This window comes from Pseudomonas sp. GW456-L12, assembly GCF_059424045.1.
The window spans coordinates 306207-331110 of the sequence record NZ_JBWKZA010000006.1 but is presented as its reverse complement, the minus strand read 5'-3'; the positions used below and the strand labels follow the sequence as shown (position 1 = coordinate 331110).

Below are 24904 nucleotides of genomic sequence, written 5' to 3'. Positions count from 1 at the left end.
GTCCCCGCCGTGCCACCCTCGCCGCCACCTTCGGCGTAGGACAGGTAGACCAGACGGTCCTGCTTGAAGTCCGGCGACAGCACCACATCCAGCAAGCCACCCTGGCCCTTGGCCCAGACCTGCGGCACGCCGCCCAGGGGCGCCGAGAGCTTGCCGTCGGCGCCAACCAGCCGCAGGTTGCCTGGACGCTCGGTCACCAGGATGCCCTGGCGGTCCGGCAGGAACGCCAGGGCCCAGGGGTGATCCAGGCCTTCGACCAGTGGGGTCACGCTGAGGGGGCCCAGCTCGCTCTGCAACTGTTGACTGGGGGCGGCCGCGACCGGTAGCGCACTGCTCAGAAAAAGACTGGCACAGACGGTTGCCAAGAGGGTTTTACGCAACATGCACGATTCCTTCTGTCGATAAAAAGGTTTCCGCCCGGGGCCGGCATCGGCCTCGGGCGGTCAGCGTTTATCGCTGCTGTTGGTTACGCGGTGGGGTCACGGGTGTCGGATCGATGATCCTTGGCTGGGTGATGGTGCGCGGGTAGCCGTTGCCGATACCGCCGTTCTCCAGGGTCGGAGGGCGTTGCACGGGTACCGGATTAACCCCACGGACAGCCGGGGCGCTGGGCTGGGTGCCCTGCATGCTGTTGGGGTTGGCCCGGCGAATCGGGCTGTTGTAGGGGTTGTTGTTGCTGCCGGGCAGGTTCTGTGCCAACAGCATGGCGGACGTTGGGCTGCTGCCCGTATGCGCCGCCTGGGGCGCGGCGAACACCGCAGTGCTGGCCCCGCTCATCAGTGCAAAAGCGGCAAGACCGCGAAGCAGGCTGTTCATGGCGACCCTCTTGGATGGCGACGAGTTATCGCATTCGAGTCCAGGCTACGTCGCGCGTTCGGCCTTGTTAATTAAATAATCCGTCAGACATGTAACACGAGTTATCGGCTTGCCCATGCAGCCCAGCAGCCCAGGGAAACTTTCGCGCCGCGCCACGGGTCACCTGAAAACCAGTCGCTGCATGGCGATTCCACAGTCAATACGGGGACAGGCTCATGGCACGGGCAATCTGGAAAGGCGCGATCAGTTTCGGTCTGGTTCACATTCCGGTGGCGCTGGTCTCGGCGACCTCCTCCCAGGGCGTCGACTTCGACTGGCTGGACCAGCGCAGCATGGACCCGGTGGGTTACAAGCGGGTCAACAAGGTCACCGGCAAGGAAGTCGGCAAGGAACATATCGTCAAAGGCGTGGCCTACGAAAAAGGCCGCTATGTGCTGCTCAGCGAGGACGAGATCCGCTCGGCCCACCCGCTGTCGACCCAGACCATCGACATCTTCGCCTTCGTCGACAGCCAGCAGATCCCGCTGCAGAACATTGACACCCCCTACTTCCTGGCCCCCGACAAGCGTGGCGGCAAGGTCTATGCGCTGCTGCGCGAAACCCTGCAGAGCACCTCGAAAGTCGCCCTGGCCCTGGTGGTGCTGCACACCCGCCAGCATCTGGCGGCCCTGATGCCGCTGGAGTCGGCGCTGGTGCTGGTAATGCTGCGTTGGCCGGCCGAGGTACGCAGCCTCGACGAACTGGCCCTGGGACCGGAGGTGGCCAAGCCGGACCTGACCAAGGGCGAGCGGGACATGGCCAGGCGCCTGGTGGCGGACATGAGCGCCGATTGGCAGCCGGAGGAATACCGCGACAGCTTCACCGACAAAATCATGGCCCTGGTGGAGAAAAAGGCCCGGGCCGGCAAGATCGAGGACGTGGAAAGCGCCGCAGGCGAAGAGCAACGCCAGAGCGCCGACATCATCGACCTGACCGAGATGCTCAAGCGCAGCCTGGGCGGCAAGTCCAGGAGCAAGGCGCCCGCCAGCCCGGACAAACCCGGCAAGGCCGCGGGCAAACCCGCGACAGCCAAGAAAGCCACTAAGCGATCCCGTGCCTGAACCGCGCGGCTCGCCATACAAGGTAGTGGGTCATGGCCAAATCCCTGAGTGAATACCAGCGCAAGCGCAACTTCGCGATCACCTCGGAGCCGGCGGCGGACAAAGCCTCCGTCAAATCCACCTCGGCCCTGCGTTTCGTGATCCAGAAGCACGATGCGCGCAACCTGCATTACGACTTTCGCCTGGAACTGGGCGGCAGCCTGAAAAGCTGGGCGGTGCCCAAGGGCCCGAGCCTGGACCCCACACAAAAACGCCTGGCGGTGCATGTCGAGGACCACCCGCTGAGCTATGGCGATTTCGAGGGCAGCATCCCCGCCGGGCAATACGGCGCCGGCGACGTGATCGTCTGGGACCATGGCGTCTGGCAACCCCATGACGACCCCGACGCCAGCTATCGGGCGGGCAAGCTCAAGTTCACCCTGATCGGTGAGAAGCTCGGCGGCGACTGGGCCCTGGTGCGCACCCATATGCACGGCAGCGGCGACAAGGAACAGTGGCTGCTGATCAAGGAGCAGGATGCCCAGGCGCGACCGAGCGACGAGTACGACGTGGTCCGGGCCCTGCCCAGGAGCGTGCTCAGTGGCGCCACGGTGGGCGACAACAAGAGCGCCAAGTCCCAGACCACAAAAAAAGCCGAGAAAAGACCATCGGGGAAAAAAGCCGTGGTCCTGCCGCAAAGCCTGGCGCCGCAGCTGGCGACCCTGGTGGACAAGGCGCCCAGCGGCGACTGGCGCTACGAGATCAAGTTCGACGGCTACCGGATCCTCGCGCGGATCCAGGACGACGAGGTGCGCCTGCTGACCCGCAACGGTCACGACTGGACCAGCCGCCTGCCCCAGCAAGCCAAGGCCCTGGCTGCCCTGAAGCTCAAGGACAGCTGGCTGGACGGCGAAATGGTGGTGCTCAACGACGAAGGCCTGCCGGACTTCCAGGCGCTGCAGAACGCCTTCGATATCGGTCGCAGCGTGGACATCATCTATTACCTGTTCGACGCACCCTTTCTGCAGGGCGAGGACTTGCGCGAAACGCCGGTGGAAGAACGCCGTCAGGCCCTCAAGCAGGCGCTCGGGCGCAAGTTGAGCAAGGTCCTGCGTTTTTCCGAAGCCTTTGCCGCCCAGCACCACGACATCCTCGAAAGCGCCTGTGCCCTGTCCCTGGAGGGGGTGATCGGCAAGCGGGCCGGCAGCCCCTATGTGTCGCGCCGCAGCAGCGACTGGATCAAGCTCAAATGCCGGTTGCGCCAGGAGTTCGTGTTGGTCGGCTATACCCGCCCGCAAGGTTCGCGCAGCGGCTTTGGCGCCCTGCTGCTGGGAGTCAACGACACTAGCGGGCTGGTGTACGCCGGCCGGGTCGGTACCGGTTTCGACCAGCAGACCTTGAAGCAGCTGCATGAGCGGATGCAGGAACTTGAGCGGGACTCATCGCCCCTGGCCAAGCCCCTGACTGCGGCCCAGGCCCGCGGCGTGCACTGGATCGAGCCGCAGCTGGTGGCCGAAGTCGAATTCGCCGAGTGGACCCTCGAGCAGGTGGTGCGCCAGGCGGCGTTCATCGCTCTGCGCAGCGATAAGCCGGCCAGGGAGATCGTTCGCGAGCAGCCGCAGACCTCCAAGGCCGTCGAGACGCGCAGCCGGGGCACGGCCTCCCGTTCGGATAAGTCGGCCGCTCACAGCGTCGCCGGGGTCAGGATCACCCACCCGGATCGGGTCATCGACCAGCAGTCTGGCACCACCAAGCTGCAACTGGCGCAGTTCTACGCCAGCATCGACGAGCAGATCCTGCCGCACCTGCGCGACCGGCCGGTGTCGTTGCTGCGGGCTCCTGAAGGGGTGGAAGGCGAGCAGTTTTTCCAGAAACATGCCGAGCACCTGGCCATCCCCCATATCCGCCACCTCGACCCGGCGCTGGACCCCGGCCACGCGCGCCTGATGGAAATCGACAGCACTGCGGCACTGATCGGCGTGGTGCAGATGGGCGCCATCGAGTTGCACACCTGGGGCGCGACCCACGACCAGATCGAAACCCCGGACCTGTTCGTGCTCGACCTCGACCCGGACCCGGCGCTGCCCTGGAAAAGCATGCTGGAGGCCACCCAGCTGACCCTTTCGGTGCTCGATGAACTGGGTTTGCAGGTCTTCCTGAAAACCAGCGGTGGCAAAGGCATGCACCTGATCGTGCCGCTGGCGCGCAAGGCCGACTGGGATACGGTCAAGGGTTTCGCCAAGGCCATCGCGCAATTCATGGCGCAGCAGTTGCCAGAGCGCATCACCGCGACCATGGGCCCGAAAAACCGGGTCGGCAAAATCTTCGTCGATTACCTGCGCAACACCCGTGGCGCCAGCACCGTGGCCGCCTATTCGGTACGGGCCCGCCCCGGGCTGCCGGTCTCGGTACCGATCGCGCGGGATGAACTGGGCGATGTCCGGCATGCCCAGCAGTGGAATGTGGCGAACCTGAGGCAACGCCTGGAGGCCCTGCCCCGGGATCCGTGGCACGGCTACGCCCATCGGCAGCGGATCACCGCGAAGATGTGGCAGCAGTTGGGAGTGGACAAACCTTGAGGACGTGATCGCGGGCCAGCCTCGCTCCTGCCACGGGCTCGTAGGCGCGAGGCTGGCCCGCGATCAGGGGCAAATCAGATGAAGATGAACAGTAACAACAGCGCAGCGAAGATCGCCCACTTTTCCAGGTAATAAAGCTTGCGGTTGCGCTTTTTCAGCTCTTTACCACGCAGGCGGATCTTGTACAGCTTGGTGAAGGCGCGGTTCAGGCCCCCGGTGCGGTCGCCGACATCGTTGGGCGAACCGGCGGCGGCCATCACGGTACGGCTGAACCAGCGGTTGAAGGCGGCGGCCCAGCGGTACTTCATCGGCCGCTCGACGTCACAGAACAGGATGATGCGGTTCTGCTCGGTGGTGTTTTCCGCGTAGTGGATGTAGGTCTCGTCGAACATCACCGCCTCGCCGTCGCGCCAGTGATAGTGCTCACCGTCAACATTGATGTAGCAACCGGCGCTGTTGGGCGTTTCCAGGCCCAGGTGGTAACGGTAGGAACCGGCATAAGGGTCGCGGTGGCGCACCAGCTTCGAGCCCGGCGGCAGTTCGGCGAACATCGCCGCCTTGATCGAGCCGATGCTTTGCACCAGCTCGGTGGTCCGCGGGCACAGCTTCATCGCCGAAGGGTGGCTGTCGCCGTACCACTTGAGGTAGAAGCGCTTCCAGCCGGTCTTGAAGAACGAGTTGAAGCCAACGTCGTCGTACTGCTCCGAACGCTTGATCTCCCCGGCCCTGAGCAGGCTCTGGCCCTCGGCGCGGATTTCTTCCCAGTGGACCTGCAACGGGCTCAGGTCGGGAAAGTCGGCCGGATCGAGGTACGGGCGATTGGGGATCTTCGAGAACAGATAAAGGAAGCAGTTGATCGGGGCCAGGAAGGTCGAGTGATCACTCAGCTGGCGGCCCAGTTTATGGCGCACGCGACCACGCAGGTGCACATACGCGATGGATAAAACGTAAACAGCGGCAATGATGAGTTTCACGGAAATCGTCACATGTCAGAAGAGAACATACTGCGCCCCCACGTGGGCCACCTGGGCCGGGGTCATATGCAGCGTCCGAAAGCGATAAGAGGTCCTGAAGGCACGTCCTTGAGCCCATGCCAATGATGGCATGTGGCAACTGGTCGGCATTTTAGCCACAGTTTGTAACCAAAGGTTAACTCCGATTTGTGAAAATGTGTCCGTCCGCTATGCCACGACCTAAGTCGCATTGCCCGGGACAAATCCGCAGCGGCAATTTTTACAACGCCTGACGTTTACCGGCCTGGATGAAAAATCCGTAGGTCACTGTCATACAACTGCCGGCGCACATATGCGACAATGCGCGCCAAATTCCAACATGACCTCCCACCTTTATTGCCCAGCAACTTGGCCATAGCGTCCAGATGTTGCTGTCTACTTATGCTCGCTGGCTCGACCCTGGCTCGACCCTGGCGAAATGGAAAAGCTCCAGAATGCCCCGGGAATGGCCCAAGAGCCCACACGATGCTCGCAACCCCTTGATAGGTAAAGTAATTGATCTCCACAGCTAACATCACGATGCAGTTCGGCGCCAAGCCGCTATTCGAGAACGTTTCGGTCAAGTTCAACGGCGGCAACCGCTATGGCCTGATCGGCGCCAACGGTTGCGGCAAGTCGACTTTCATGAAAATCCTCGGCGGCGACCTCGAGCCGTCCGGCGGCCAGGTCATGCTGGAGCCGAACGTTCGCCTGGGTAAACTGCGCCAGGACCAGTTCGCCTACGAAGAATTCACCGTGATCGACACCGTGATCATGGGTCACGAAGAGCTGTGGAAGGTCAAGGCCGAGCGCGATCGCATCTACTCGCTGCCGGAAATGAGCGAAGAAGACGGCATGGCCGTGGCCGAGCTGGAAACCGACTTCGCCGAGATGGACGGCTACACCGCCGAGTCCCGCGCCGGTGAACTGCTGCTGGGCCTGGGCATTCCCCTGGAACAGCATTTCGGTCCGATGACCGAAGTGGCTCCGGGCTGGAAGCTGCGGGTCTTGCTGGCCCAGGCGCTGTTCTCCGATCCGGAAGTGCTGCTGCTCGACGAACCGACCAACCACCTGGACATCAACACCATCCGCTGGCTGGAAACGATTCTGACGGCGCGTAACAGCACCATGATCATCATTTCCCACGACCGTCACTTCCTCAACAGCGTCTGCACCCACATGGCCGACCTGGACTACGGCGAGCTGCGCCTGTTCCCGGGCAACTACGACGAGTACATGACCGCGGCGACCCAGTCCCGCGAGCAACTGCTGTCGGACAACGCCAAGAAGAAAGCCCAGATCGCCGAGCTGCAGACCTTCGTCAGCCGCTTCTCGGCCAACGCCTCGAAAGCCAAGCAGGCCACCTCCCGCGCCAAGCAGATCGACAAGATCCAGCTGGCCGAGGTCAAGCCATCGAGCCGCGTCAGCCCGTTCATCCGCTTCGAACAGACCAAGAAGCTGCACCGCCAGGCCGTGACCATCGAGCAGATGTCCAAGGGCTTCGACGGCAAGACCCTGTTCAAGAACTTCAGCTTCACCGTCGAAGCCGGCGAGCGCGTGGCGATCATCGGCCCGAACGGCATCGGCAAGACCACCCTGCTGCGCACCCTGATGGGCGAGCTGACCCCGGACGCCGGTTCGGTGAAGTGGACCGAAAGCGCCGAGCTGGGCTACTACGCCCAGGACCACGCCCATGACTTCGAAGACGACGTCAGCCTGTTCGACTGGATGGGCCAGTGGACCCAGGGCGAGCAGATCATCCGTGGCACCCTGGGCCGCATGCTGTTCTCCAACGACGAGATCCTCAAGTCGGTCAAGGTCATCTCCGGTGGTGAGCAAGGTCGCATGCTGTTCGGCAAGCTGATCCTGCAAAAGCCCAACGTACTGGTGATGGACGAACCGACCAACCACCTGGACATGGAATCCATCGAGGCGCTGAACCTGGCCCTGGAAAACTACCCGGGCACGCTGATCTTCGTCAGCCACGACCGGGAGTTCGTGTCGTCCCTGGCCACTCGCATCATCGAGCTGAGCCCGAATGGCGTGACCGACTTCAGCGGCACCTACGACGACTACCTGCGCAGCCAGGGCGTGGTGTTCTAAGGAACGCCAACCAGTTGCCGGCTTGCAAGCCCCGTCCTGGTGACGGGGCTTTTTTTGTGCGGCTATAAAAGCATCGCGGGCAAGCGTGCGTACGCGTTTCCGTAGGAGCGAGGCTTGCCCGCGATGGCGTCCTCCCTGCCCCCACAAATAGCCGGCCATAAAGAAATCGTTAGCCTGCTTCCTTTTATTTCCGGCCCGCGCCATGATGCAGTTCTCCAACCGCCCGCCCGCGAACGAGCCCTCATGTCTGCGCAACAACAGCCCGTGCCCAGCTCCATGGCGATCACCCTGCAGATCGTCTCTATCGTCTTCTATACCTTTATCGCGTTTCTCTGCATCGGCCTGCCGATCGCGGTGCTGCCGGGTTACGTCCACGGCGAACTGGGCTTCAGCGCGGTGGTGGCCGGGCTGACCATCGGCGCGCAGTACCTGGCCACCCTCCTCAGCCGGCCCATGGCCGGGCGCCTGTCGGACAACATCGGCACCAAACGGGCAATCGTCTACGGCCTGGCGGGAATTTTCCTCAGCGGGCTGCTGACCCTGGCGTCCAGCCTGCTGCAGGCATTGCCGCTGCTCAGCCTGGGCATCCTGCTGCTGGGACGTTTGCTGCTGGGGGTGGCCCAGGGCCTGATCGGCGTGGGCACCATCAGCTGGTGCATGGGCCAGGTCGGCGCCGAGCACACCGCGCGCTCGATTTCCTGGAACGGCATCGCCTCCTATGGCGCGATTGCCATCGGCGCGCCGCTGGGGGTGGTGATGGTCGCCGACTACGGTTTCGAAAGCCTGGGGCTGGCCCTGTCGCTGCTGGCGGCCCTGGCCCTGCTGCTGATCCGCAACAAGCCATCGGTGCCGGTGATCCGTGGCGAGCGCCTGTCGTTTCGCGCGGTGTTCGGCCGTATCGCGCCGTACGGTGCCGGCCTGAGCCTGGCGTCCATCGGCTACGGCACCCTGACCACCTTTATTACCCTGTTCTACCTCAGCCGCGGCTGGACCGGCGCGGCCTATTGCCTGACGGTATTCGGCATCTGCTTCATCCTCTCGCGCCTGCTGTTCATCTCCAGCATCAGCCGGTTTGGCGGTTATCGCGCGGCCATCGCCTGCATGAGCATCGAGACCCTGGGCCTGATCCTGCTGTGGCTGGCGCCATCGACGGCGTTCGCCATGATCGGCGCCGGGCTCGCCGGCTTCGGCCTGTCGCTGGTGTACCCGGCGCTGGGGGTGGAAGCGATCAAGCAGGTGCCCAGCACCAGCCGCGGCGCCGGCCTGAGCGCCTACGCGGTGTTTTTCGACCTGGCGCTGGCGATTGCAGGGCCCTTGATGGGCGCGGTGGCGTTGAACCTGGGGTATTCGTGGATTTTCTTCTGCGCGGCGCTGCTGTCGCTCAGCGCCCTGGGCCTGACCCTGCTGCTCAAGCGCCGGGCCGACGCCTGAGTCACTGATCCGCGGTCTGCATCCCGGCCCGGCTCGGCTTGCCCAGGGCCTGGGCGAAGAAGCGGCCGGCCTCGGCGATCAGATTGCGGTGGATGTCCTCGCGGTCGACGCCATCGGCGTCGGTGCACAAGGCCGGCATGCTCAGCAACTGCTCCTCGGTGCACGGCGCCATGAACACGAAGTGCCCGGCCCCGGCCAACAGCCTGAAGTCCGGCGCGACCGGCAGCTTGCGGGCCAGGGCCGCGGCATTCTTGTCCAGAGCCACCAGCTTGTCGACGTCGCCGCTGTAGAGCAGCACCGGCACATGCACGCCGGACAGGGTCTGGCGCCCGAACTTCAGGCTCAGCGGCGCCATCAGCAGCAACGCATGGACCCGCGGGTCGGCGACCGGTTGCAGGTCGTCGCGATCGACGATCAGCTCGCCCTGGGTATTGCAGGCATCGTGATCGTCGGGGCGCTCCTGGCAGTAGCGGCGCAGGCGATCCAGGTCGGGGGTCGCTCCAGACAGGATCAACGCCGTTTCGCCACCGGCCGAGTAACCGATGACCCCGACCTGCCCGGCGTTGACGAAAGGCGACAGCATCGGGTCGGCCAGGGTCGCGGTGATGGCTTCGGAAATCTGGATCGGCCGGCCATAGAGATTGCTCAGGGTGCCCAGCCGGCTGTGATCCTTGTAGTTGTCGCCCGGATGAATCACCGCCACCACCACGAAGCCCTTGCGCGCCAGCGAGGTGGCCAGGTCGTGCAGGGCCAGCGGCGTGCCGGTATTGCCGTGGGACAGCATCAACAGCGGAAAACGGCCGATGGCGACCTTCGAATCCCGGGAGGCGGCGATCTGATAACCCTCGACCTTGCTGCTGTGTTCGATGCCAGTGGAGGGATAGAAGGCAATGGCGCGCATCGGCTGCTGGTCCAGCGGGTCGAGAAAACTCATTTCGTGGAAGCCCACGCTCCAGTGCGGATGGGGCGCGGGCGCGGCGTGCACGATAATCGGGCCGCCGAGCAGGCAGATCAGTGACATTGCCCAAAGACGCATCATGGATGCACCACCTTCCCTACCTGATGAAAACGCCGGTTCATTGCTTCACTGGCCAGGATTCCGCTGGCCTGTTGCCTGGAGCTGCCGGGCCTGGTCAAGCCACTGCATAACCCGAGCCAGAACAAATAGCACGAACACGAAAAACTCCGTATTCCGCTGCCTGGAGGGCATCAGAATACAGAGTTTAAAGGGCGTTGCCTGGAGCGTAAGCGACTTTTACACAAGCCTTACGCGGCAGCAAAAAGTTGCTCGCTGATGTGCGCCTGGGCGTCGCTCAGGGCCTTGTTGCGGACTTCGTCGCCATAAGCCAGGCCGTGGGCGCGGACGAATTCGATGTCGGTGATGCCGAGGAAGCCGAACAGCACTTTCAGGTAATCCTCGTGAGCCACGCCAGTGGCCTGGCCGGCGTGCAGGCCGCCCGCGGTGGAGACCACCACGACTTTCTTGCCACCGCACAGGCCTTCAGGGCCGGCTTCGGTGTAGCGGAAGGTCTGGCCGGCGACGGCGATGCGGTCGATCCAGGCCTTGAGTTGGGTCGGGATGGTGAAGTTGTACATAGGCGCGGCGATCACTACAGCGTCGGCGGCCTGGAATTCGGCGAGGGTCGAAGCGCTCAGCTCGGCTTCGTGCTGCTGGGCAGCGTTGCGCACTTCGGCCGGGGTACCGGCGGCCACCAGGGTGGCGGAGCTGAAATGGCTGATGGCATCGGCGGCCAGGTCGCGGTAGGTCACTTCAACGCTGGCATCGGCGTTTTTCCAGGCCTTGACCACGCTTTCGCTCAACTGACGGGAAGCCGAGTTGTCACCAAGGATGCTCGAATCGATATGCAACAGTTTCATCTGGGATTCTCCAAGTGAGGATCGCCACCGGGCGATCAATTGAGGACAATCCTACAGATGAAACCAATAGCTGATTAGTCGGCATAAATGCGATAGTTTGTCCCATCAGCAGGACAGTAGAGTCAGGATATGCAAGACCTCAACGATCTTTATTACTTTGCCAAGGTGGTGGAAGCCGGTGGTTTTGCCGCCGCCGGGCGTTTACTGGGGGTGCCCAAATCCCGTTTGTCGCGGCGTATCGCCGAACTGGAAGAACGCCTGCACACCCGATTGCTGCAACGCACTACCCGCCAATTGAAGCTGACCGCGGTCGGCGAACGTTATCTGCGTCACTGCCAGGCCATGCTGCTGGAAGCGGAAATGGCCGACGAGGCCGTGGCCAGCATGTCCAGCGAACCTCGCGGGCGTCTGCGGGTGTCCTGCCCGGTGGGCCTGGCCCATCATATGTTGCCGACCGTTATCAGCTCGTTCCTCGAGCAATATCCCCAGGTCCAGCTGGACATGCAGCTGCTCAACCGCCGGGTCGACGTGGTCGCCGAAGGCATCGACGTGGCGCTGCGGGTTCGCGAGCATGGCGACGAAGACCCCTTGCTGGTGACCCGACGCCTGCGCCAGGCGCAGACTGTGATGGTCGCCAGTCCGGGGTTCGCCCGGGAATGGCCGATCCACAGTCCCGAAGACCTGCACAAGGTGCCGGTGCTGGGAGCCCTGGAGGCCGACCGCATGGTGCATTTGCGCCTGCTCGACGCCCAGGGCGAGAAATGCGACCTGGTCCTGGAGGCGCGCCTGGGCATCGACGATTTTCTGGTGCGCCGTTCCTGCGCCCTCGCCGGACTTGGTTGTACCATCCTGCCGATGATGTATTGCGAGGAAGAACTGCAGACCGGGCAACTGGTGCAACTGCTGCCCGAGTGGTCGCTGCCTGGCGGTTGGCTGCAGGCGGTCTACCCTCACCGGCGCGGTGTATTGCCAGCGGTAAGGGCCTGGATCGAGCATGTCAGCGAAGCCTTCAAAGGCTGCGGGGACCGCACACTGTGACAGCGCGACAAAAGGAAAAACCCATGACTGAAGCGGATGTGGCGCAATTCTGCCTGGACTTGCCGGGCGCGCGCGAAGACTACAAATGGGGCGGCGTGCGGGTGTTTTCCGTGGCCGGCAACAAGATGTTCGCCCTGCAGAACCTGCGGGGCGAGTCACTGGCGTTCAAGGTGGACAAGGAGCTGTTCCTCGGCCATGTCGACCGTCCCGGCATCGCGCCGGCGCCGTACCTGGCCCGGGCGCACTGGATCATCATGCAGACGCCCTACCCGCTGGGCGCCGGCGAACTGCGGGACTTGCTGCAGCGTTCGCACCAGTTGGTGGTGAGCAAGCTGCCCAAGCGGGTACAGGTGGGCCTGTTGCTTTAGAACAGCGAGAACAGGCTGCCTTCGAGAAACAGCCGGTCGATCCAGAACACCTGGTGCAGCAGCACGATCAGCCAGAACACCAGTTGATAGGACAGCTTGCGGGTTTTGTGGCGAAACGCCTGTTGCGCCAGCAAGGCGCCTGGCCAGCCACCGGCCAGCTCCACGGCGTGCAGGACGTTTTCCGGGGTCCGCCAGCTGTCGCTACGGGCCTTGCGCTTGTCGCTCCAGTAGAGGAAGAACGTCAGCACGCTGACCGCGCCGTAGGCCGCCAGCGGTACCCAGGAAATCCCCTTCACGCCCAACAGCAGCGAACCGCACAGCGGCAAGGCGCAGAGCAGCAGGAAGATCACCGCCTTGAGCCTTGGCTGCGGGATCCGTGCCCCGGCGACGTTACCGGGGCGGTTCGGGTTGCGTGCGTCCATCAGGAATGGACCGCGGTCCAGTCGACCCAGCCGAACTGCCAGGTGGCGAGGATCACCAGGCCGAAGGCAATGCGGTACCAGGCAAAGGCCGCGTAGCTGTGGTTGGCGATGAACTTGAGCAGGCCCCTGACCGCGATCATCGCGAAGATGAACGAGGTGATGAAGCCGATGGCGAACACCGGCAGGTCGTCAGGCTGGAACAGGTTGCGGTACTTGTAGCCCGAGTAGACCGCGGCACCGACCATGGTCGGCATCGCCAGGAAGAACGAGAACTCGGTGGCGGTCTTGCGCGACAGGCCGAACAACAGGCCGCCGATGATGGTGGAGCCCGAGCGCGAGGTGCCTGGAATCATCGCCAGGCACTGGGCGAAACCGACCTTCAAGGCATCTTTCCAACTGATCTCGTCCACCGTGTTGGCATGTATTTCATGCTGCCGGCGTTCGGCCCAGAGCATGACTATGCCCCCCACCACCAGCGCCGTGGCGACGGTGATCGGGTTGAACAGGTATTCATGGATCAGGTCGGCGAAAATCACCCCCAGCACCACGGCGGGCAGGAAGGCGATCAGCAGGTTGATGGTGAAACGCTGGGCGTTGCGCTGGGTCGGCAGGCCGGTGACCACGTCGAGGATCTTGCGGCGAAATTCCCAGACCACCGCGAGAATGGCCCCCAGTTGAATAATGATGTTGAACGCCATGGCGCGCTCGCCACCGAAGTTGAGCAAGTCGGCAACGATAATCTGATGGCCCGTGCTGCTGATGGGCAGAAACTCCGTCAGCCCTTCCACAATCCCTAAAATCAATGCCTGTGCGGCAGTCCAAAGCTCCATCAATCCCCCGAAGGTCATGCCGTGGCATGCCTTTTAGTTTTTCTTCAATGTTCACTGACACGTGCGTCGCGGATTCGCAGCCGCAATAGGATCATCATCGCCCCTGAAAATTCCGTGAAAAATCAGCCGGATTCAGGTTTTTCGCGATGAGGCCGAAATCCTAGCAGACATACTCGATAAACGCTGTCGCGTTGAGAGAATCAGCGGGACCGGACTGCAAGGAGCGCATGACGGATGTACGGGGTGTTTCTATTACAAGAACAACAATCGGGAGTGACAGATTCATGAACAGCTTACGCAGAATGTCGATCAGCCGCCGGCTGTGGCTCATCCTGATTGTCGCGGTACTGATGCTGATGACCCTGGGCATGTTGATGCTCAAGCAGATTCACGACGACCTGTACCAGGCCAAGGCGCAGAAAACCCAGCATGTGGTGCAGACCGCCAACGGTGTGCTGGCCTATTTCCAGGGTCTGGAAAGTACCGGCAGCCTCGATCGCGCGACGGCGCAGAAGCAGGCGCTGAGCGCCATACGCAACCTGCGCTACGACCAGAGCGACTACTTCTGGATCAACGACCTGACCCCGGTCATGGTCATGCACCCGACCAACCCCAAGCTCGACGGCCAGAACCTCGCGGCCATTCGCGACCCGGACGGCTTTGCCGTGTTCAACGAAGTGGTGGCCATCGCCAAGGCCAAGGGCGCCGGCATGGTCAACTATCGCTGGCCGAAACCGGGCGCCAGCGAGCCGGTGCAGAAGACCTCCTATGTCCAGCTGTTCCAGCCCTGGGGCTGGATCATCGGTTCGGGGGTGTACATCGATGACGTGCAGGCCGAGTTCCGCAGCCAGGTGCTGAAGGCCTCGGTCGTCGGTATCGCCATTGCCCTGCTCATGGCCCTGCTGGTGTTGCTGATCGCCCGCAGCATCGTCCGCCCGCTGCAGGAAACCGTGCACGCCATGGCCAATATCGCCAGCGGCGAAAGCGACCTGACTCGCACCCTCGACACCCACGGCCAGGACGAAGTCACCGAACTGGCCCGGCACTTCAATGGTTTCACCGCCAAGCTGCGTCTTGTAGTCAGCCAGCTGCAGGTGTCGGCCGCAGCCCTGGCGCAGTCCTCCACCGACCTGGGCAGCAATGCCAGCCAGGCACAGGAACGCAGCCAGCAGCAGTCGCAGCAGATGGAGCTGGTGGCCACCGCCATCAACGAAGTGACCTACGGCGTACAGGACGTAGCGAAGAACGCCGAACATGCCGCCAGCGAGATGCGCGACGCCGAAGCCCAGGCCCAGCAGGGCCAGGTCAATATCGACGGCAGCCTGCAACAGATCGACCGGCTCTCGGCCACCATCGACCAGGCCGTGGAAGTGATTCGCACCCTGGCCCAGGAAAGCACCCAGATCGGCAGCGTGCTGGAGGTGATCCACTCGATCGCCGAGCAGACCAACCTGCTGGCGCTCAACGCGGCGATCGAAGCCGCCCGCGCCGGCGAACAGGGCCGTGGGTTCGCCGTGGTGGCCGATGAGGTGCGCCTGCTGGCCCAGCGGACGCAGAAGTCCACCGCCGAGATCCAGTCGATGATCGAGCGCCTGCAAGGGCACTCGGAAGCCGCGGTGAAGGTCATCGGCGACAGCAGCCGGGCTTCGCAACAGACCATCGAGCAGGCCGGGCTGGCCGGTGAAAGCCTGAACGCCATCGGCCAGGCCCTGCGCAACCTCAACGGGCTGAACGCCTCGATTGCCAGCGCCACGTTGCAACAGGCCCATGTGGTCGAAGACATCAACCAGAACGTGACCCAGGCCGCCGGCCTGTCCCACAGCACCGCCCTGGCGGCCGAGCAGTCCAGTGCCGCCAGCCTGCACCTCAAGGAACTGAGCGAGCAGCTCAACGGCCTGTTGCGCCAGTTCCGGGTCTGAGGTCGTGGGGGGGGGGGGGGGGGGTTCCCCCCGCCACGGTTGCCGGCCTTCACTAACATGCAAGGCCGCTTCTGGTTACAATCCGCACCCTCCTCCGCTTCCAGGTAGTTTTCATGTCCGGGCTTGAACTGTTCGCCGCCGCACTCGGCGTGATCGCCGTCTGGCTGACAGTCAGACAGAACCCCTGGTGCTGGCCGATCGGCCTGGTCATGGTGCTGCTGTACAGCTGGATCTTCTTCGAAGTGAAACTGTATTCGGACATGCTGCTGCAAGTGGTCTACGCCGCCCTGCAACTCTATGGCTGGTGGCAGTGGACCCGCGGCGGCGCCAGCCATCAGGGCCGTCCGGTCAGCCTGCTGGCGCCCCGCTCGATGCTGCTGGGCCTGAGCCTCGGGGCCATCGGCAGCCTGCTGCTGGGGGCCGCCATGGCCCATTGGACCGATGCCGCGCAACCCTGGCTGGACGCCGCGCTGACTGGCTTCAGCCTGGTGGCGCAATGGTGGATGGCGCAGAAGCGCGTGCAATGCTGGCCGCTGTGGATTGCCGTCGACGTGATTTTTGTCGGCCTGTTCATCTACAAGGACCTGTACCTGACGGCGGCCCTCTACGGGCTATTCACCCTGCTGGCCGTGCAGGGCTGGCGCGCCTGGCGGGCCGACCCGGCGTTGCGCCCGGCATGAAGGTCCTGGTGTTGACCGGCCCCGAGTCCAGCGGCAAAAGCTGGCTCAGCGGCCACTTGCAGGCGCGCTTCGGCGGCATCCAGGTGGGCGAATACGTCCGCCATTTCATCGAGCAGCAGCGACGCGACACCTGCCTGGCGGATATCCCGGAGATCGCCCGCGGCCAGTTGGCCTGGGAGGACCAGGCCCGGGCACAACAGCCGCCGCTGCTGATTCTCGACACTCACCTGCTGAGCAATATGCTCTGGAGCCAGACCCTGTTCGGCGCCTGCCCGGACTGGCTGGAGCTCGAGCTGCTGGCTCGCGGCTACGATCTGCACCTGCTACTCTCCCCCGAAGATGTCGGCTGGAGCAACGACGGCCAGCGCTGCCAACCCGAACTGAGCGAGCGCCTGGCCTTCTTCAAGGCCACAGGTGATTGGCTGGTGCAACACCAGCAGCCCTTCGAAGTGATTCGCGGCGACTGGGAAGCCCGTCGGCAACGGGCGTTCGAGCTGGTCGAGCGTTTACTTGGGGGTTAACCGAATCCTTTTCCTGTCCGCTTTTTTTCTCCTCTGCTGGCGAGAAAAACGTCCATCCCTGAAACACCCGCCGCTGCGCAAAACGGCCAAATCAAAGGGCTTCTCATTGCCCTTCAGCCATCTGTTAAAACGCTGATACAACCCGCCGCGAGCCCTCCGATCCAGAGCCTCGCCACGGCCATACCGGGCTGTCGAAGGCGGCACGGGTCTCATCGTTGAAACACCCCTGCCCCGGCAACACACCTGGTTATTCGTAACCTGTTGAATTTTTGAAACAATCAAAAAGCGGCACGGCTTCTGCTCTCTACCCTCGCAACGCTGACTAGGGCCAGCGAAAAAGAAGGGAATGCTGCCGTGGAGAATCTCAATTCAGCTCTGACCCGCCTCCTGCTGATCGGCTGTGCCATCGGCTCGCTGCTCAGTCTCCCGGTCCAGGCTGCCGGCGACATCAGGGACGGCAGGATCGTTCTCGACCGCGACGTGCAACCTCATACCGTCGGCCGCCCTCCGCTGCATCCTGACCCCTACCCGACCACCGTCAATGCCAACCCATCGGCCCGGGTCAAACAGATGACCAGCAACACCGAATTGAGCGACGGCGATTTTGCCGGGGTCAGCAGCGGCTCAACGATCAGTGGCAGCGTCATGCCCAACGGCGTGAACCTGCAGGGGCTGAACACCGTCACCAACCCCAATGGCCTGACCGGCATGAGCGCCGGCCATGGTGGCGGCAGCGGTGGCGCCATCTCCGGCACCATCAACCGCTCGCTGAATTCTGGCCTGGCTCCTTTGGGCAGAATGGCCGGAGGCCAATGAGATGACTCGTACCCTCGTATGGCTTGCCCTGTTCGGCTGCGCTTCGGTGATGGCCGACCCAGGCATCCAGGCGGTGGACACCGCCACCCTTCATAACTCCGGCGCCCGCTACAACGGCAACTTCAACGTCAACCAGGCCGCCGGCGACCAGCAGCAACAGACCAACACACGCGCCATTGCCATCGGCACCGACGCCCAGGCCACCACTGTGGTCCGGCAGAAGCTCGGCACACCGGCCAGCAGCGCGATCGACGCCAGCAGCAGCATCGGCGGCAACGCTTTCAGCAACGGCAACGGGGTCCTGGGCGTGAACCAGGGAGCCGGCGCCAACAACCAGATGGTCAACGCAATGCGGGTGAGCATCAGTGCCCAGCCGCAAAGCATCGACGACAGCGTCCTGTCCCAACAGAACGTGGCGCTGTTACCAGGCTCGGGAGCAACTGACGCTTCCAAAGGCAGCCGCCAGGTCGTTACCAGCGACCAGGCCTTCACCGGCAGCCGGGGAGTGATTCAGGTGAACCAGAGTGCCGGGGTGGGGAACCGAATGGCTAACACCCTGAGCATACGGGTCGCTGACTGACCCGCAGCAGTGCGATTGGAAAGTACCAACACTTAACCAACTAATAAGCACGGAGAAACACCATGAAACCTACAATGGCTCTCAAGCCACTGGTTTTTGCCCTCGCCGCAGTGATGGCAATCGCGGCACAGGCAGGTGGCAATGACGACAACCACGGCGGACACGGTGGTCACGGTGGCCATGGCGGTCACAATGGCCACCACGGCGGCCACGGTGGACATGGCGGCAACGGCGGCCAAGACCTCAACACCAAGCTGCAACTCACCGCCGGTGCCGTGGCCAACGTGACCGATGAGCAGTACAGCTCGGGCAACAGCGTCAGCAACCGCGGCACCCACAACAACGCCGACGCCAGCGACTCGATGAACAACTCCAACGGCAACATGGGCGCCAACGTGGCTGCCGGCGACGGCAACCAGCAAGACAACGCCGTCGCCCTGGCCACCGCCGATGAAAGCTTCATCTTCGGCAGCGCGGTAGCCACTTCCAGCGCAACCCAGACCAACACCAACAACACGGTGAAAAACTGGTCCACGCAAAACAGCGCAACACTCGACAATGCAGGCAACAGCGGCTCCGGCAACATCGGCATCAACGTCACCGCCGGCGACTTCAACCAACAGAAAAACAACCTGGCAATCGCCGTATCCGGCGGACGCGTAGCGACTGCGTCAGCTTCGGCCGACCAGACCTCCACTGGCCTGGACGTGGACAACAAGGGTGTGCGTACCTACAAAACAGACACCCTCACCGGCGAGTTCAATGCCTCCGGCACCTACAAAGGCACCGGCTACGGCAAGATCCAAGGCGACGACGATCACCATGGTGGCGGTCATGGCTACGACGATCGTAGCGGCGGTGGCGATCACGATAATGGCAATCAGAAGTTCACCTTCAAGGAACAAGGCACGATCGAACTTTCCGGCGTCTGGACCAAGCAAGTGCTGACCAAAGACGGCTGGAAAAACCCTGTGATCAACAACGCGTCGATGTCTGGCTCGATGAACGGCTTCTCCGGCAACGGCGGTGCCAACGTCTCGGCGGGGGTCGGCAACCAACAAAGCAACTCGCTGTCCATCGCTGCCGGCTGCAGAGCCTGCCTGTAATCACGAGAGTGACGAAAGCCCCGGAAACGGGGCTTTTCCACCGTCCCACAAGGCGTAGCGATCATGCGAATGGCGACCTTCTCCCTTTTGCTTTGCCTGACTGGCCTGGCTCAGGCCGCGCAGATGCCGGTGGCCGTGTTGCCTGGCGGCAACCTGGTGTACAAGCAGGTGCAGAGCGTGCGGGAACGCAAATTCGCCGACCTGGTCGAGCAGAAAACCGACTTCAGTTGCGGCGCCGCCGCGCTGGCGACGGTGCTGCGCCAGGCCTACTGGCTCGACGTCGATGAGGAGCACGTCATCAAAGGCATGCTGGCCACCGCTGACCAGGACCTTGTGCGTACCCAGGGTTTCTCCATGCTGGACATGAAGCGCTACCTGGAAAGCATCGGCATGCGCGCCCGGGGCTACCGGATACCTCCCGACAAACTGCAGGCGGTCTCCATTCCGGTGGTGGTACTGATGGACATTCGTGGTTACAAGCACTTCGTGGTCATGCAGCGGGCGCAGAAAGACTGGGTCTATATCGGCGACCCCGTCCTCGGCCATAAACGCTACTCCCACGAAGACTTTGTCAAAGGCTGGAACGGTATCGTCTTCGCCATCCTCGGCCCCGGCTACGACAAGGCCAACGCCTTGCGCGACCCGCCCAACCCGCTGACGGCCAAGAACAAGCTGGATACCTTCAACCCGGTCAAAGACGCAGAACTGATGGAATTCGGTTTCATTCAGAGCGACTTCTTCTAGGGTCGCCCTAAGGATAAAGGGGCAGGATGCTCCGGGAGCAGCAGATGAAAAGCGCTTACTGGCTGGCCGCTGCCTGCCTGGTCACAAGTTTTCCTGCGTACGCCAACGCAGGGTTCAAGCCTATAGAAATCAAGGACCAGGAACTCTCCGAGCTCCGCGGTCGCTACGTCATGCCAGGGCGGATCATCAGCTTCGGCATTGTCATGAGCAGCACCTGGCGCAATGCCTCGGGCGATCTGATCGGCGCCACGACCTCCATGCAGATCCAGCAATCGACGATCAAGCCGGAATTCTATGTTTCCACGATCAACGAAACCGGCAACGGCTCGACGCCGACCCAGGGCTCGGGCAACGTGATCGGCGGCGCGGGCCTGGCCACCACCCAAGGGGTGACCCAGAGCGTACGCGCGGCGGGCGACGGCAACAGCGCCTATAACAACGTTTCCATCGACGTCAAGGAAGCCAGGCATGCCCCGGCGCTGGTGCCGGCGCAAGGCCAGCTGTTGATGAACGGGCAAACCATCAGCGGCAGCAATGCCGCGGGCAGCGTGGCCGTGTCCGCCACCGGTGGTGGCATCCAGATGGCCATCCAGGCCAGCAACAACCAGGGCTCAGCCCTGCAGCAAGTGGCCCAGGGCGGCTTGCTGCAAAACACCCGCCTGCTGGGCGACAGCAACCTGGTCAGCAACCTGACCCAACTGAACGTCGTGCTCAACAATAACGGGGCGAGCACCGGTGCTTTGGATTGCAATCTGACCCAGCTCAAGGGCCTTCGTAACCTGGGATATTGAACTACGCTGATTCTCGATCATTAGGCTCAAAGGGACGGCTTATTCATGTATCGATCAGTCTCGCTGCGCGCAGTTGTATGTTTGAGCACCCTCCTCCCGACCGCACTGCTGCAGGCAGCGCCGGATGCCGACGTAGAGGCCCTGAAACAAGAATTACTGGAGCTTAAGCAACGTTACGAAGTGCAGCAGAAAGCACTGGCGGTATTGGAACAACGGGTACGCCAGGTCGAGGAGCAACCGGCTGCGCCCCCCCCGAAACGCCTGGCCAAGTCGCCAGCGGACATGCGTGGCAACCAGCAGGTGGCCGGGACCACGGGCCAAGGCCCGACCCCGGCCGGCGGCAGTTCCTACGGGGAGTCGCTCAAGGATGATTCGCAACCGGCGCAGAGTGTGTCCAACCTGTACGACGAAGCCAGCGGCTTCTTCGGCGGCGGCAAGTTCAGTGTCGAGACCGGCCTGACCTACTCCCGTTATGACACCCGCCAGCTGATTCTCAACGGCTTCCTGGCGCTGGACTCGATCTTCCTCGGCAACATCAACCTGGACCGGATCAAGGCCGACAACTGGACCCTCGACCTCACGGCCCGCTACAACCTGGACAACCGTTGGCAGTTCGACGTCAACGTACCGGTGGTCTACCGCGAATCGACCTACCAGTCCGGCGGCGCGCAAAACGGCGCGGCGGGCGTCACCAGCGAAAAGACCGTGTCCAAGGACCCGACCCTCGGCGACGTGAACTTCGGCATCGCCTACAAATTCCTCGACGAATCGGTCAATACCCCGGACGCGGTGTTGACCTTGCGCGTCAAGGCACCGACCGGCGAAGAGCCGTTCGGCATCAAGCTGCGCCAGGTCCAGGACAACACCAACCTGTTCGTCCCGGATGACCTGCCGACCGGTAACGGCGTCTGGTCGATCACCCCCGGCATCTCGCTGGTCAAGACCTTCGACCCGGCGGTGTTGTTCGGCACCCTCTCCTACACCCACAACCTGGAAGAATCGTTCGACGACATCAGCTCCACGGTCAACTTGAAGACCCCGGGCAAGGTCAAGCTCGGCGACAGCTTCCAGATCGGCATGGGCATCGCCTTCGCCCTGAACGAGAAGATGAGTATGTCGTTCTCCTTCTCGGACCTGGTCCAGCGCAAGAGCAAGCTCAAGGAAGATGGCGGCGACTGGCAGTCCGTGGTATCCAGCGATGCCAACGCCGGCTACTTCAACGTCGGCATGACCGTGGCGGCCACCGACAACCTGACCATAGTGCCCAACCTGTCCATCGGACTGACCGACGATGCGCCGGACTTCACCTTCAGCCTGAAATTCCCTTACTACTTCTAAACGCCAACCAAAAAAAGGCCCGCGGCGATCACCTCGCCGCGGGCCTTTTCGTCGCACCGCCCTAGCGGATCTGATGCTTGTGCAGCAACCGGTAGAAGGTCGGGCGCGATACGCCCAGCACCCTGGCCGCGACACTCAGGTTGTTGCTGTGCCGGCTCAAGACATCGCACAGGGCTTGGCGCTCGGCCCGATGTTTGTAGTCCTCCAGCGTCCCCATGGGCGCGATGCTCGCCTGCGGACTGAGCAGGCCCAGGTCCCGGGCCTCGATCTGCCGGCCCTCGGCCAGTACCAGGCCGCGCCGCACCCGGTTGGCCAGCTCGCGGACATTGCCCGGCCAGTCATGCTTGCCCATGGCCACCAGCGCGTCTTCGCTGAAACTGCGCGGCCGGCGCCCGGTTTCCTGGCTATAGAAGTGAGAAAAGTGGCTGGCCAGCATGCCGATATCGCCATGCCGTTCACGCAATGGCGCGGTGACCACTTGCAACACATTCAGGCGGTAATACAGGTCTTCGCGAAAGCGCCCCTTGTCGATCGCCGCCTCGAGGTCGACGTGAGTCGCCGCCAGCACCCGTACATCCACCGGAATCGGCTGGCTGCCACCCACCCGTTCAATGTGTTTTTCCTGCAAAAAGCGCAACAGATTGGCCTGCAGTTCCAGCGGCAGGTCGCCGATTTCGTCGAGAAACAGGGTCCCGCCATGGGCCGCCTCGATACGCCCGACCTTGCGTTGATGGGCGCCGGTGAACGCGCCCTTCTCATGGCCGAACAGTTCGGACTGGATCAGGTGCTCGGGGATCGCCCCGCAGTTGATCGCCACGAAGGGTTTGCTGTGGCGCTGCGACTGGCGGTGCAGGGTCCTGGCCACCAGTTCCTTGCCCGTACCGCTTTCGCCGCGAATCAGCACCGGCGACTCGGTGGGCGCCAGCTTGCTCAAGAGCTTGCGCAAGTCGCGGATCGGTCGGCTGTCGCCCAGCAACTCATGCTCGGGCTGAGCGACATGAATATGCCCCTGGCCACGCAGGCGGGCCATGCCGAAAGCCCGTCCGAGCGTCACCTGGACGCGCGAGACATCGAACGGCAGGGTGTGGAAATCGAAAAACCACTCGCAAACGAAATCGCCGACTTTCTGCAGGCGCAGCACGTCCGGACTGAGCACCGCAATCCACTCGGTGCCGCTGCGGCTGATCAGGTCCTTGACCGCTTCCGGTCGCTCCAGGTGAAAAGCCTGCAAACGCAGCAGGCCGACGTCACAGCCGCGATCGACGGCCGATTCCAGGTCACAACTGTCGACATCCCAGCCCACCGTGCGTAATCCAGGCAGCAGACGATGGCAATCGTCGCACGGGTCAACCACTAAAAGGCGGCGTAAGGCGGTCGCTTCAAGCATGACTGTTCCTTGGCGCCAAAAAGAGGAAAAGTTATTAGAAACAGTAGTTTGGCAAACCTGGCTGTAACATTAGCAATAACTTGACGCGGTCTTGTATCGATTGTTTATAGCGCCAATCACCATTTGGACTAACCATTACATGGATCCAAAAGCCTGGTTTAATTCCCTGCGCCAATCTTTCATTCAGCTTTCAAAAGAAGGCTCTGAATCGCGGGTGTGAACAAAAGTTGTAAATTCTGGTCTTTCTATGTGACCTGATCCCTGGTTCGAGACATCAGTACAAGTAACCAGCCGAACGGTAAGCCCAACCGACGGCACATCATTTGATTGGGCACATAGAGAGAAGACCCCATGAACGCCCCGCTCCGTATCAACGAAGCACTTTTGATCGCCGACCGCGCATTCCAGCCATTCCAATGCGTAGCCTGGGCCCCACAAGACGGTAACGGCGAACTGAGCCTGACCGTCATCGACCGCACCAATACCCGTATTGGCCGCAAACAGATTCCAAGCAGCGCCTACTCCGACCCGGCGCAACTGGAAGACCTGCTGAAACAGGCCCGCGCCGAACTGAGCCAGGAAGGTTACACACTGCAATCCTGGGCCATGCCGGAATAAACGGAAAAGACGGATCACTATCCAGTGATCCGTCTTTCTTATTCATCTGACTATATCCTCCGCGCTTTTAGTACATTCCCCTGCGACATTTTGACTCATTCAGAATTAACTATCGGGATGAGTCCTGGACTTGGCGATGAGGGTAATTACATGGTTCGACTCGAACAGGTAACTCCCTCGCACCCGCCTACCCTTTCCCCAGGACGCGCCAAGACCCTTATGAAGCTCGATGGTAAACCCGTCACTATCCATTGCCTGCAAAGACACATCCTTAAAGTCCAGACTGGCATAGGTTTGTGGATGGATAAACTTATAAAACGCCTCTTTTGCGGAGAAGATCAGCGTAGCTGTTTCAAGTAAGTTCAAGTGCGATGCCTGCATCTGCAATTTATCTGCCTGGGTGAAAACCAGATGTTCCAGCGACAGGAGCATCTCTGTACCCACGATCTTTTCGATGTCGATACCCAGCCCGCTCCATTCGGACTGCCACGCCACGCAGGCAATAACCCGTTCCTCCGTATGAGACAAACTGCCCAGAATGCCCTCGGGCCAGTCGGGTGCACCATCGGCCTTGCGCCCTACTGCCCATGTAGCGGCCCCCAGCTGGCCAAGCGCTTGGCGGGCACAATAGCGGCCCGCCAGGTACTCGACTCTCCTCGTGTGCACACTACGTTGAATGTCTACAGGCAGTTCAGCGCCATATTGCAGCAACTGCCCCAGATCAATACGGCTTCTGTCCAGGCGGAGACAGACCATGCCGATGCCGTCCGTAATGAAATGCGTTGCCAGCTCGATGGGGTAAAGTCCAATCATCTTGTCATACCGTGGCTCTTTTCAGGACCGGCAGCGACCCACATGGCCGCTGCCG

General features: G+C 62.4%; 25 protein-coding genes. 16 read left to right on the top strand and 9 right to left on the bottom strand.

The features are described from left to right. Together AC07Y9_RS10935 and AC07Y9_RS10930 are read right to left on the bottom strand one after the other, a co-directional pair. A partial coding sequence (locus AC07Y9_RS10935; protein ID WP_146021870.1) for a PQQ-dependent sugar dehydrogenase occupies positions 1–383 on the bottom strand: 383 nt, incomplete at its 3' end. A 67-nt stretch (positions 384–450) separates the two neighbouring features. Then, entirely contained in the window at positions 451–816 is a 366-nt protein-coding gene (locus AC07Y9_RS10930; RefSeq protein WP_102681211.1) for a hypothetical protein, read from the bottom strand. Between the two features lie 215 nt (positions 817–1031). Between AC07Y9_RS10930 and ku the strand changes: the two genes are divergently transcribed. Together ku and ligD are read left to right on the top strand one after the other, a co-directional pair. Further along, positions 1032–1916 carry a non-homologous end joining protein Ku gene (gene ku, locus AC07Y9_RS10925; protein WP_102681212.1) on the top strand — a complete coding sequence of 295 codons (885 nt, stop codon included), beginning with the start codon at positions 1032–1034 and terminating at the stop codon, positions 1914–1916. 32 nt (positions 1917–1948) lie between these two features. Continuing rightward, positions 1949–4474: a DNA ligase D gene (ligD, locus tag AC07Y9_RS10920; RefSeq protein WP_102681213.1), complete on the top strand. Its 2526-nt coding sequence runs from the start codon at positions 1949–1951 to the stop codon at positions 4472–4474. A 74-nt stretch (positions 4475–4548) separates the two neighbouring features. Here the strand turns inward: ligD and lpxO are convergent, their stop codons facing one another. Then, entirely contained in the window at positions 4549–5448 is a 900-nt protein-coding gene (gene lpxO / locus AC07Y9_RS10915) for a lipid A hydroxylase LpxO (RefSeq protein WP_102681214.1), read from the bottom strand. 534 nt (positions 5449–5982) lie between these two features. Here lpxO and AC07Y9_RS10910 point away from each other — a divergent pair. Then, positions 5983–7569, top strand: a complete 1587-nt coding sequence (locus tag AC07Y9_RS10910) for an ABC-F family ATPase (protein WP_009043780.1) — start codon at positions 5983–5985, stop codon at positions 7567–7569. A gap of 243 nt (positions 7570–7812) precedes the next feature. After that, positions 7813–9000 (top strand): MFS transporter, encoded by a 1188-nt coding sequence (locus tag AC07Y9_RS10905; protein ID WP_102681215.1) that lies wholly within the window; start codon positions 7813–7815, stop codon positions 8998–9000. A 1-nt stretch (position 9001) separates the two neighbouring features. Here AC07Y9_RS10905 and AC07Y9_RS10900 read toward each other — a convergent pair whose 3' ends face one another. Together AC07Y9_RS10900 and AC07Y9_RS10895 are read right to left on the bottom strand one after the other, a co-directional pair. Next, positions 9002–10039 (bottom strand): alpha/beta hydrolase family protein, encoded by a 1038-nt coding sequence (locus AC07Y9_RS10900; RefSeq protein WP_007926435.1) that lies wholly within the window; start codon positions 10037–10039, stop codon positions 9002–9004. A 227-nt stretch (positions 10040–10266) separates the two neighbouring features. Next, entirely contained in the window at positions 10267–10878 is a 612-nt protein-coding gene (locus AC07Y9_RS10895; protein WP_053261073.1) for an FMN-dependent NADH-azoreductase, read from the bottom strand. A gap of 129 nt (positions 10879–11007) precedes the next feature. Here AC07Y9_RS10895 and AC07Y9_RS10890 point away from each other — a divergent pair, with 129 nt between their 5' ends. Together AC07Y9_RS10890 and AC07Y9_RS10885 are read left to right on the top strand one after the other, a co-directional pair. After that, positions 11008–11916 (top strand): LysR substrate-binding domain-containing protein, encoded by a 909-nt coding sequence (locus tag AC07Y9_RS10890; protein ID WP_102681216.1) that lies wholly within the window; start codon positions 11008–11010, stop codon positions 11914–11916. Between the two features lie 23 nt (positions 11917–11939). Further along, positions 11940–12284, top strand: coding sequence for an MmcQ/YjbR family DNA-binding protein (locus AC07Y9_RS10885; protein ID WP_025809028.1), 345 nt, complete (start codon positions 11940–11942; stop codon positions 12282–12284). Here AC07Y9_RS10885 and AC07Y9_RS10880 read toward each other — a convergent pair. Both AC07Y9_RS10880 and AC07Y9_RS10875 read right to left on the bottom strand, forming a co-directional pair. Further along, entirely contained in the window at positions 12281–12706 is a 426-nt protein-coding gene (locus tag AC07Y9_RS10880; RefSeq protein ID WP_102681217.1) for a DUF1294 domain-containing protein, read from the bottom strand. The two genes, AC07Y9_RS10885 and AC07Y9_RS10880, sit on opposite strands and share 4 nt — an antisense overlap. Further along, entirely contained in the window at positions 12706–13536 is an 831-nt protein-coding gene (locus AC07Y9_RS10875; RefSeq protein ID WP_102681219.1) for an undecaprenyl-diphosphate phosphatase, read from the bottom strand. Before AC07Y9_RS10875 ends, AC07Y9_RS10880 begins: the two co-directional genes overlap by 1 nt. A 284-nt stretch (positions 13537–13820) precedes the next feature. Here AC07Y9_RS10875 and AC07Y9_RS10870 point away from each other — a divergent pair, with 284 nt between their 5' ends. The 9 genes from AC07Y9_RS10870 to fapF all read left to right on the top strand — a co-directional run bounded on the left by AC07Y9_RS10870 (position 13821) and on the right by fapF (position 22031). Continuing rightward, positions 13821–15455: a methyl-accepting chemotaxis protein gene (locus AC07Y9_RS10870; RefSeq protein ID WP_102681218.1), complete on the top strand. Its 1635-nt coding sequence runs from the start codon at positions 13821–13823 to the stop codon at positions 15453–15455. 113 nt (positions 15456–15568) lie between these two features. Further along, complete coding sequence (pnuC, locus tag AC07Y9_RS10865) at positions 15569–16135, top strand: nicotinamide riboside transporter PnuC (protein WP_053261070.1); 567 nt, start codon at positions 15569–15571, stop codon at positions 16133–16135. Next, a complete protein-coding gene (locus AC07Y9_RS10860; protein ID WP_102679927.1) occupies positions 16132–16656 on the top strand; it encodes an AAA family ATPase in 525 nt (174 codons plus the stop codon). Before pnuC ends, AC07Y9_RS10860 begins: the two co-directional genes overlap by 4 nt. Before the next feature lie 354 nt (positions 16657–17010). Then, positions 17011–17472, top strand: coding sequence for a functional amyloid chaperone FapA (gene fapA / locus AC07Y9_RS10855; RefSeq protein ID WP_102679928.1), 462 nt, complete (start codon positions 17011–17013; stop codon positions 17470–17472). A 1-nt stretch (position 17473) separates the two neighbouring features. Beyond that, entirely contained in the window at positions 17474–18052 is a 579-nt protein-coding gene (fapB, locus tag AC07Y9_RS10850) for a fibril amyloid subunit FapB (protein WP_102679929.1), read from the top strand. A gap of 62 nt (positions 18053–18114) precedes the next feature. Then, the gene (fapC, locus tag AC07Y9_RS10845) at positions 18115–19158 is read left to right on the top strand and encodes an amyloid-like fimbrin subunit FapC (protein ID WP_102679930.1); all 1044 of its coding nucleotides are present in this window, start codon (positions 18115–18117) and stop codon (positions 19156–19158) included. 63 nt (positions 19159–19221) lie between these two features. After that, the gene (gene fapD / locus AC07Y9_RS10840; protein ID WP_102679931.1) at positions 19222–19902 is read left to right on the top strand and encodes a fibril amyloid maturation endopeptidase FapD; all 681 of its coding nucleotides are present in this window, start codon (positions 19222–19224) and stop codon (positions 19900–19902) included. A gap of 44 nt (positions 19903–19946) precedes the next feature. Continuing rightward, a complete protein-coding gene (gene fapE, locus AC07Y9_RS10835) occupies positions 19947–20693 on the top strand; it encodes a fibril amyloid subunit FapE (protein WP_173679780.1) in 747 nt (248 codons plus the stop codon). Positions 20694–20738: 45 nt separating this feature from the next. After that, positions 20739–22031, top strand: a complete 1293-nt coding sequence (gene fapF / locus AC07Y9_RS10830; RefSeq protein WP_102679933.1) for a fibril amyloid transporter FapF — start codon at positions 20739–20741, stop codon at positions 22029–22031. Positions 22032–22092: 61 nt separating this feature from the next. On the opposite strand, the gene AC07Y9_RS10825 is transcribed toward fapF, so the two are convergent. Beyond that, positions 22093–23418, bottom strand: coding sequence for a sigma-54 dependent transcriptional regulator (locus tag AC07Y9_RS10825; RefSeq protein WP_102679934.1), 1326 nt, complete (start codon positions 23416–23418; stop codon positions 22093–22095). Positions 23419–23769: 351 nt separating this feature from the next. Here AC07Y9_RS10825 and AC07Y9_RS10820 point away from each other — a divergent pair, with 351 nt between their 5' ends. After that, a complete protein-coding gene (locus AC07Y9_RS10820; protein WP_007926479.1) occupies positions 23770–24036 on the top strand; it encodes a hypothetical protein in 267 nt (88 codons plus the stop codon). A 105-nt stretch (positions 24037–24141) separates the two neighbouring features. On the opposite strand, the gene AC07Y9_RS10815 is transcribed toward AC07Y9_RS10820, so the two are convergent. Further along, positions 24142–24849, bottom strand: coding sequence for a 4'-phosphopantetheinyl transferase family protein (locus tag AC07Y9_RS10815; RefSeq protein ID WP_102679935.1), 708 nt, complete (start codon positions 24847–24849; stop codon positions 24142–24144). Between the last annotated feature and the right edge of the window lie 55 nt (positions 24850–24904).

Coding starts and splice junctions, on each gene's coding strand:
- AC07Y9_RS10930 (WP_102681211.1), bottom strand. CDS start 816: ATGAACAGCCTGCTTCGCGGTCTTGCCGCTTTTGCACTGATGAGCGGG.
- ku (WP_102681212.1), top strand. CDS start 1,032: ATGGCACGGGCAATCTGGAAAGGCGCGATCAGTTTCGGTCTGGTTCAC.
- ligD (WP_102681213.1), top strand. CDS start 1,949: ATGGCCAAATCCCTGAGTGAATACCAGCGCAAGCGCAACTTCGCGATC.
- AC07Y9_RS10905 (WP_102681215.1), top strand. CDS start 7,813: ATGTCTGCGCAACAACAGCCCGTGCCCAGCTCCATGGCGATCACCCTG.
- AC07Y9_RS10900 (WP_007926435.1), bottom strand. CDS start 10,039: ATGATGCGTCTTTGGGCAATGTCACTGATCTGCCTGCTCGGCGGCCCG.
- AC07Y9_RS10895 (WP_053261073.1), bottom strand. CDS start 10,878: ATGAAACTGTTGCATATCGATTCGAGCATCCTTGGTGACAACTCGGCT.
- AC07Y9_RS10890 (WP_102681216.1), top strand. CDS start 11,008: ATGCAAGACCTCAACGATCTTTATTACTTTGCCAAGGTGGTGGAAGCC.
- AC07Y9_RS10885 (WP_025809028.1), top strand. CDS start 11,940: ATGACTGAAGCGGATGTGGCGCAATTCTGCCTGGACTTGCCGGGCGCG.
- AC07Y9_RS10880 (WP_102681217.1), bottom strand. CDS start 12,706: ATGGACGCACGCAACCCGAACCGCCCCGGTAACGTCGCCGGGGCACGG.
- AC07Y9_RS10875 (WP_102681219.1), bottom strand. CDS start 13,536: ATGGAGCTTTGGACTGCCGCACAGGCATTGATTTTAGGGATTGTGGAA.
- AC07Y9_RS10870 (WP_102681218.1), top strand. CDS start 13,821: ATGAACAGCTTACGCAGAATGTCGATCAGCCGCCGGCTGTGGCTCATC.
- pnuC (WP_053261070.1), top strand. CDS start 15,569: ATGTCCGGGCTTGAACTGTTCGCCGCCGCACTCGGCGTGATCGCCGTC.
- AC07Y9_RS10860 (WP_102679927.1), top strand. CDS start 16,132: ATGAAGGTCCTGGTGTTGACCGGCCCCGAGTCCAGCGGCAAAAGCTGG.
- fapB (WP_102679929.1), top strand. CDS start 17,474: ATGACTCGTACCCTCGTATGGCTTGCCCTGTTCGGCTGCGCTTCGGTG.
- fapC (WP_102679930.1), top strand. CDS start 18,115: ATGAAACCTACAATGGCTCTCAAGCCACTGGTTTTTGCCCTCGCCGCA.
- fapD (WP_102679931.1), top strand. CDS start 19,222: ATGCGAATGGCGACCTTCTCCCTTTTGCTTTGCCTGACTGGCCTGGCT.
- fapE (WP_173679780.1), top strand. CDS start 19,947: ATGAAAAGCGCTTACTGGCTGGCCGCTGCCTGCCTGGTCACAAGTTTT.
- fapF (WP_102679933.1), top strand. CDS start 20,739: ATGTATCGATCAGTCTCGCTGCGCGCAGTTGTATGTTTGAGCACCCTC.
- AC07Y9_RS10825 (WP_102679934.1), bottom strand. CDS start 23,418: ATGCTTGAAGCGACCGCCTTACGCCGCCTTTTAGTGGTTGACCCGTGC.
- AC07Y9_RS10820 (WP_007926479.1), top strand. CDS start 23,770: ATGAACGCCCCGCTCCGTATCAACGAAGCACTTTTGATCGCCGACCGC.
- AC07Y9_RS10815 (WP_102679935.1), bottom strand. CDS start 24,849: ATGATTGGACTTTACCCCATCGAGCTGGCAACGCATTTCATTACGGAC.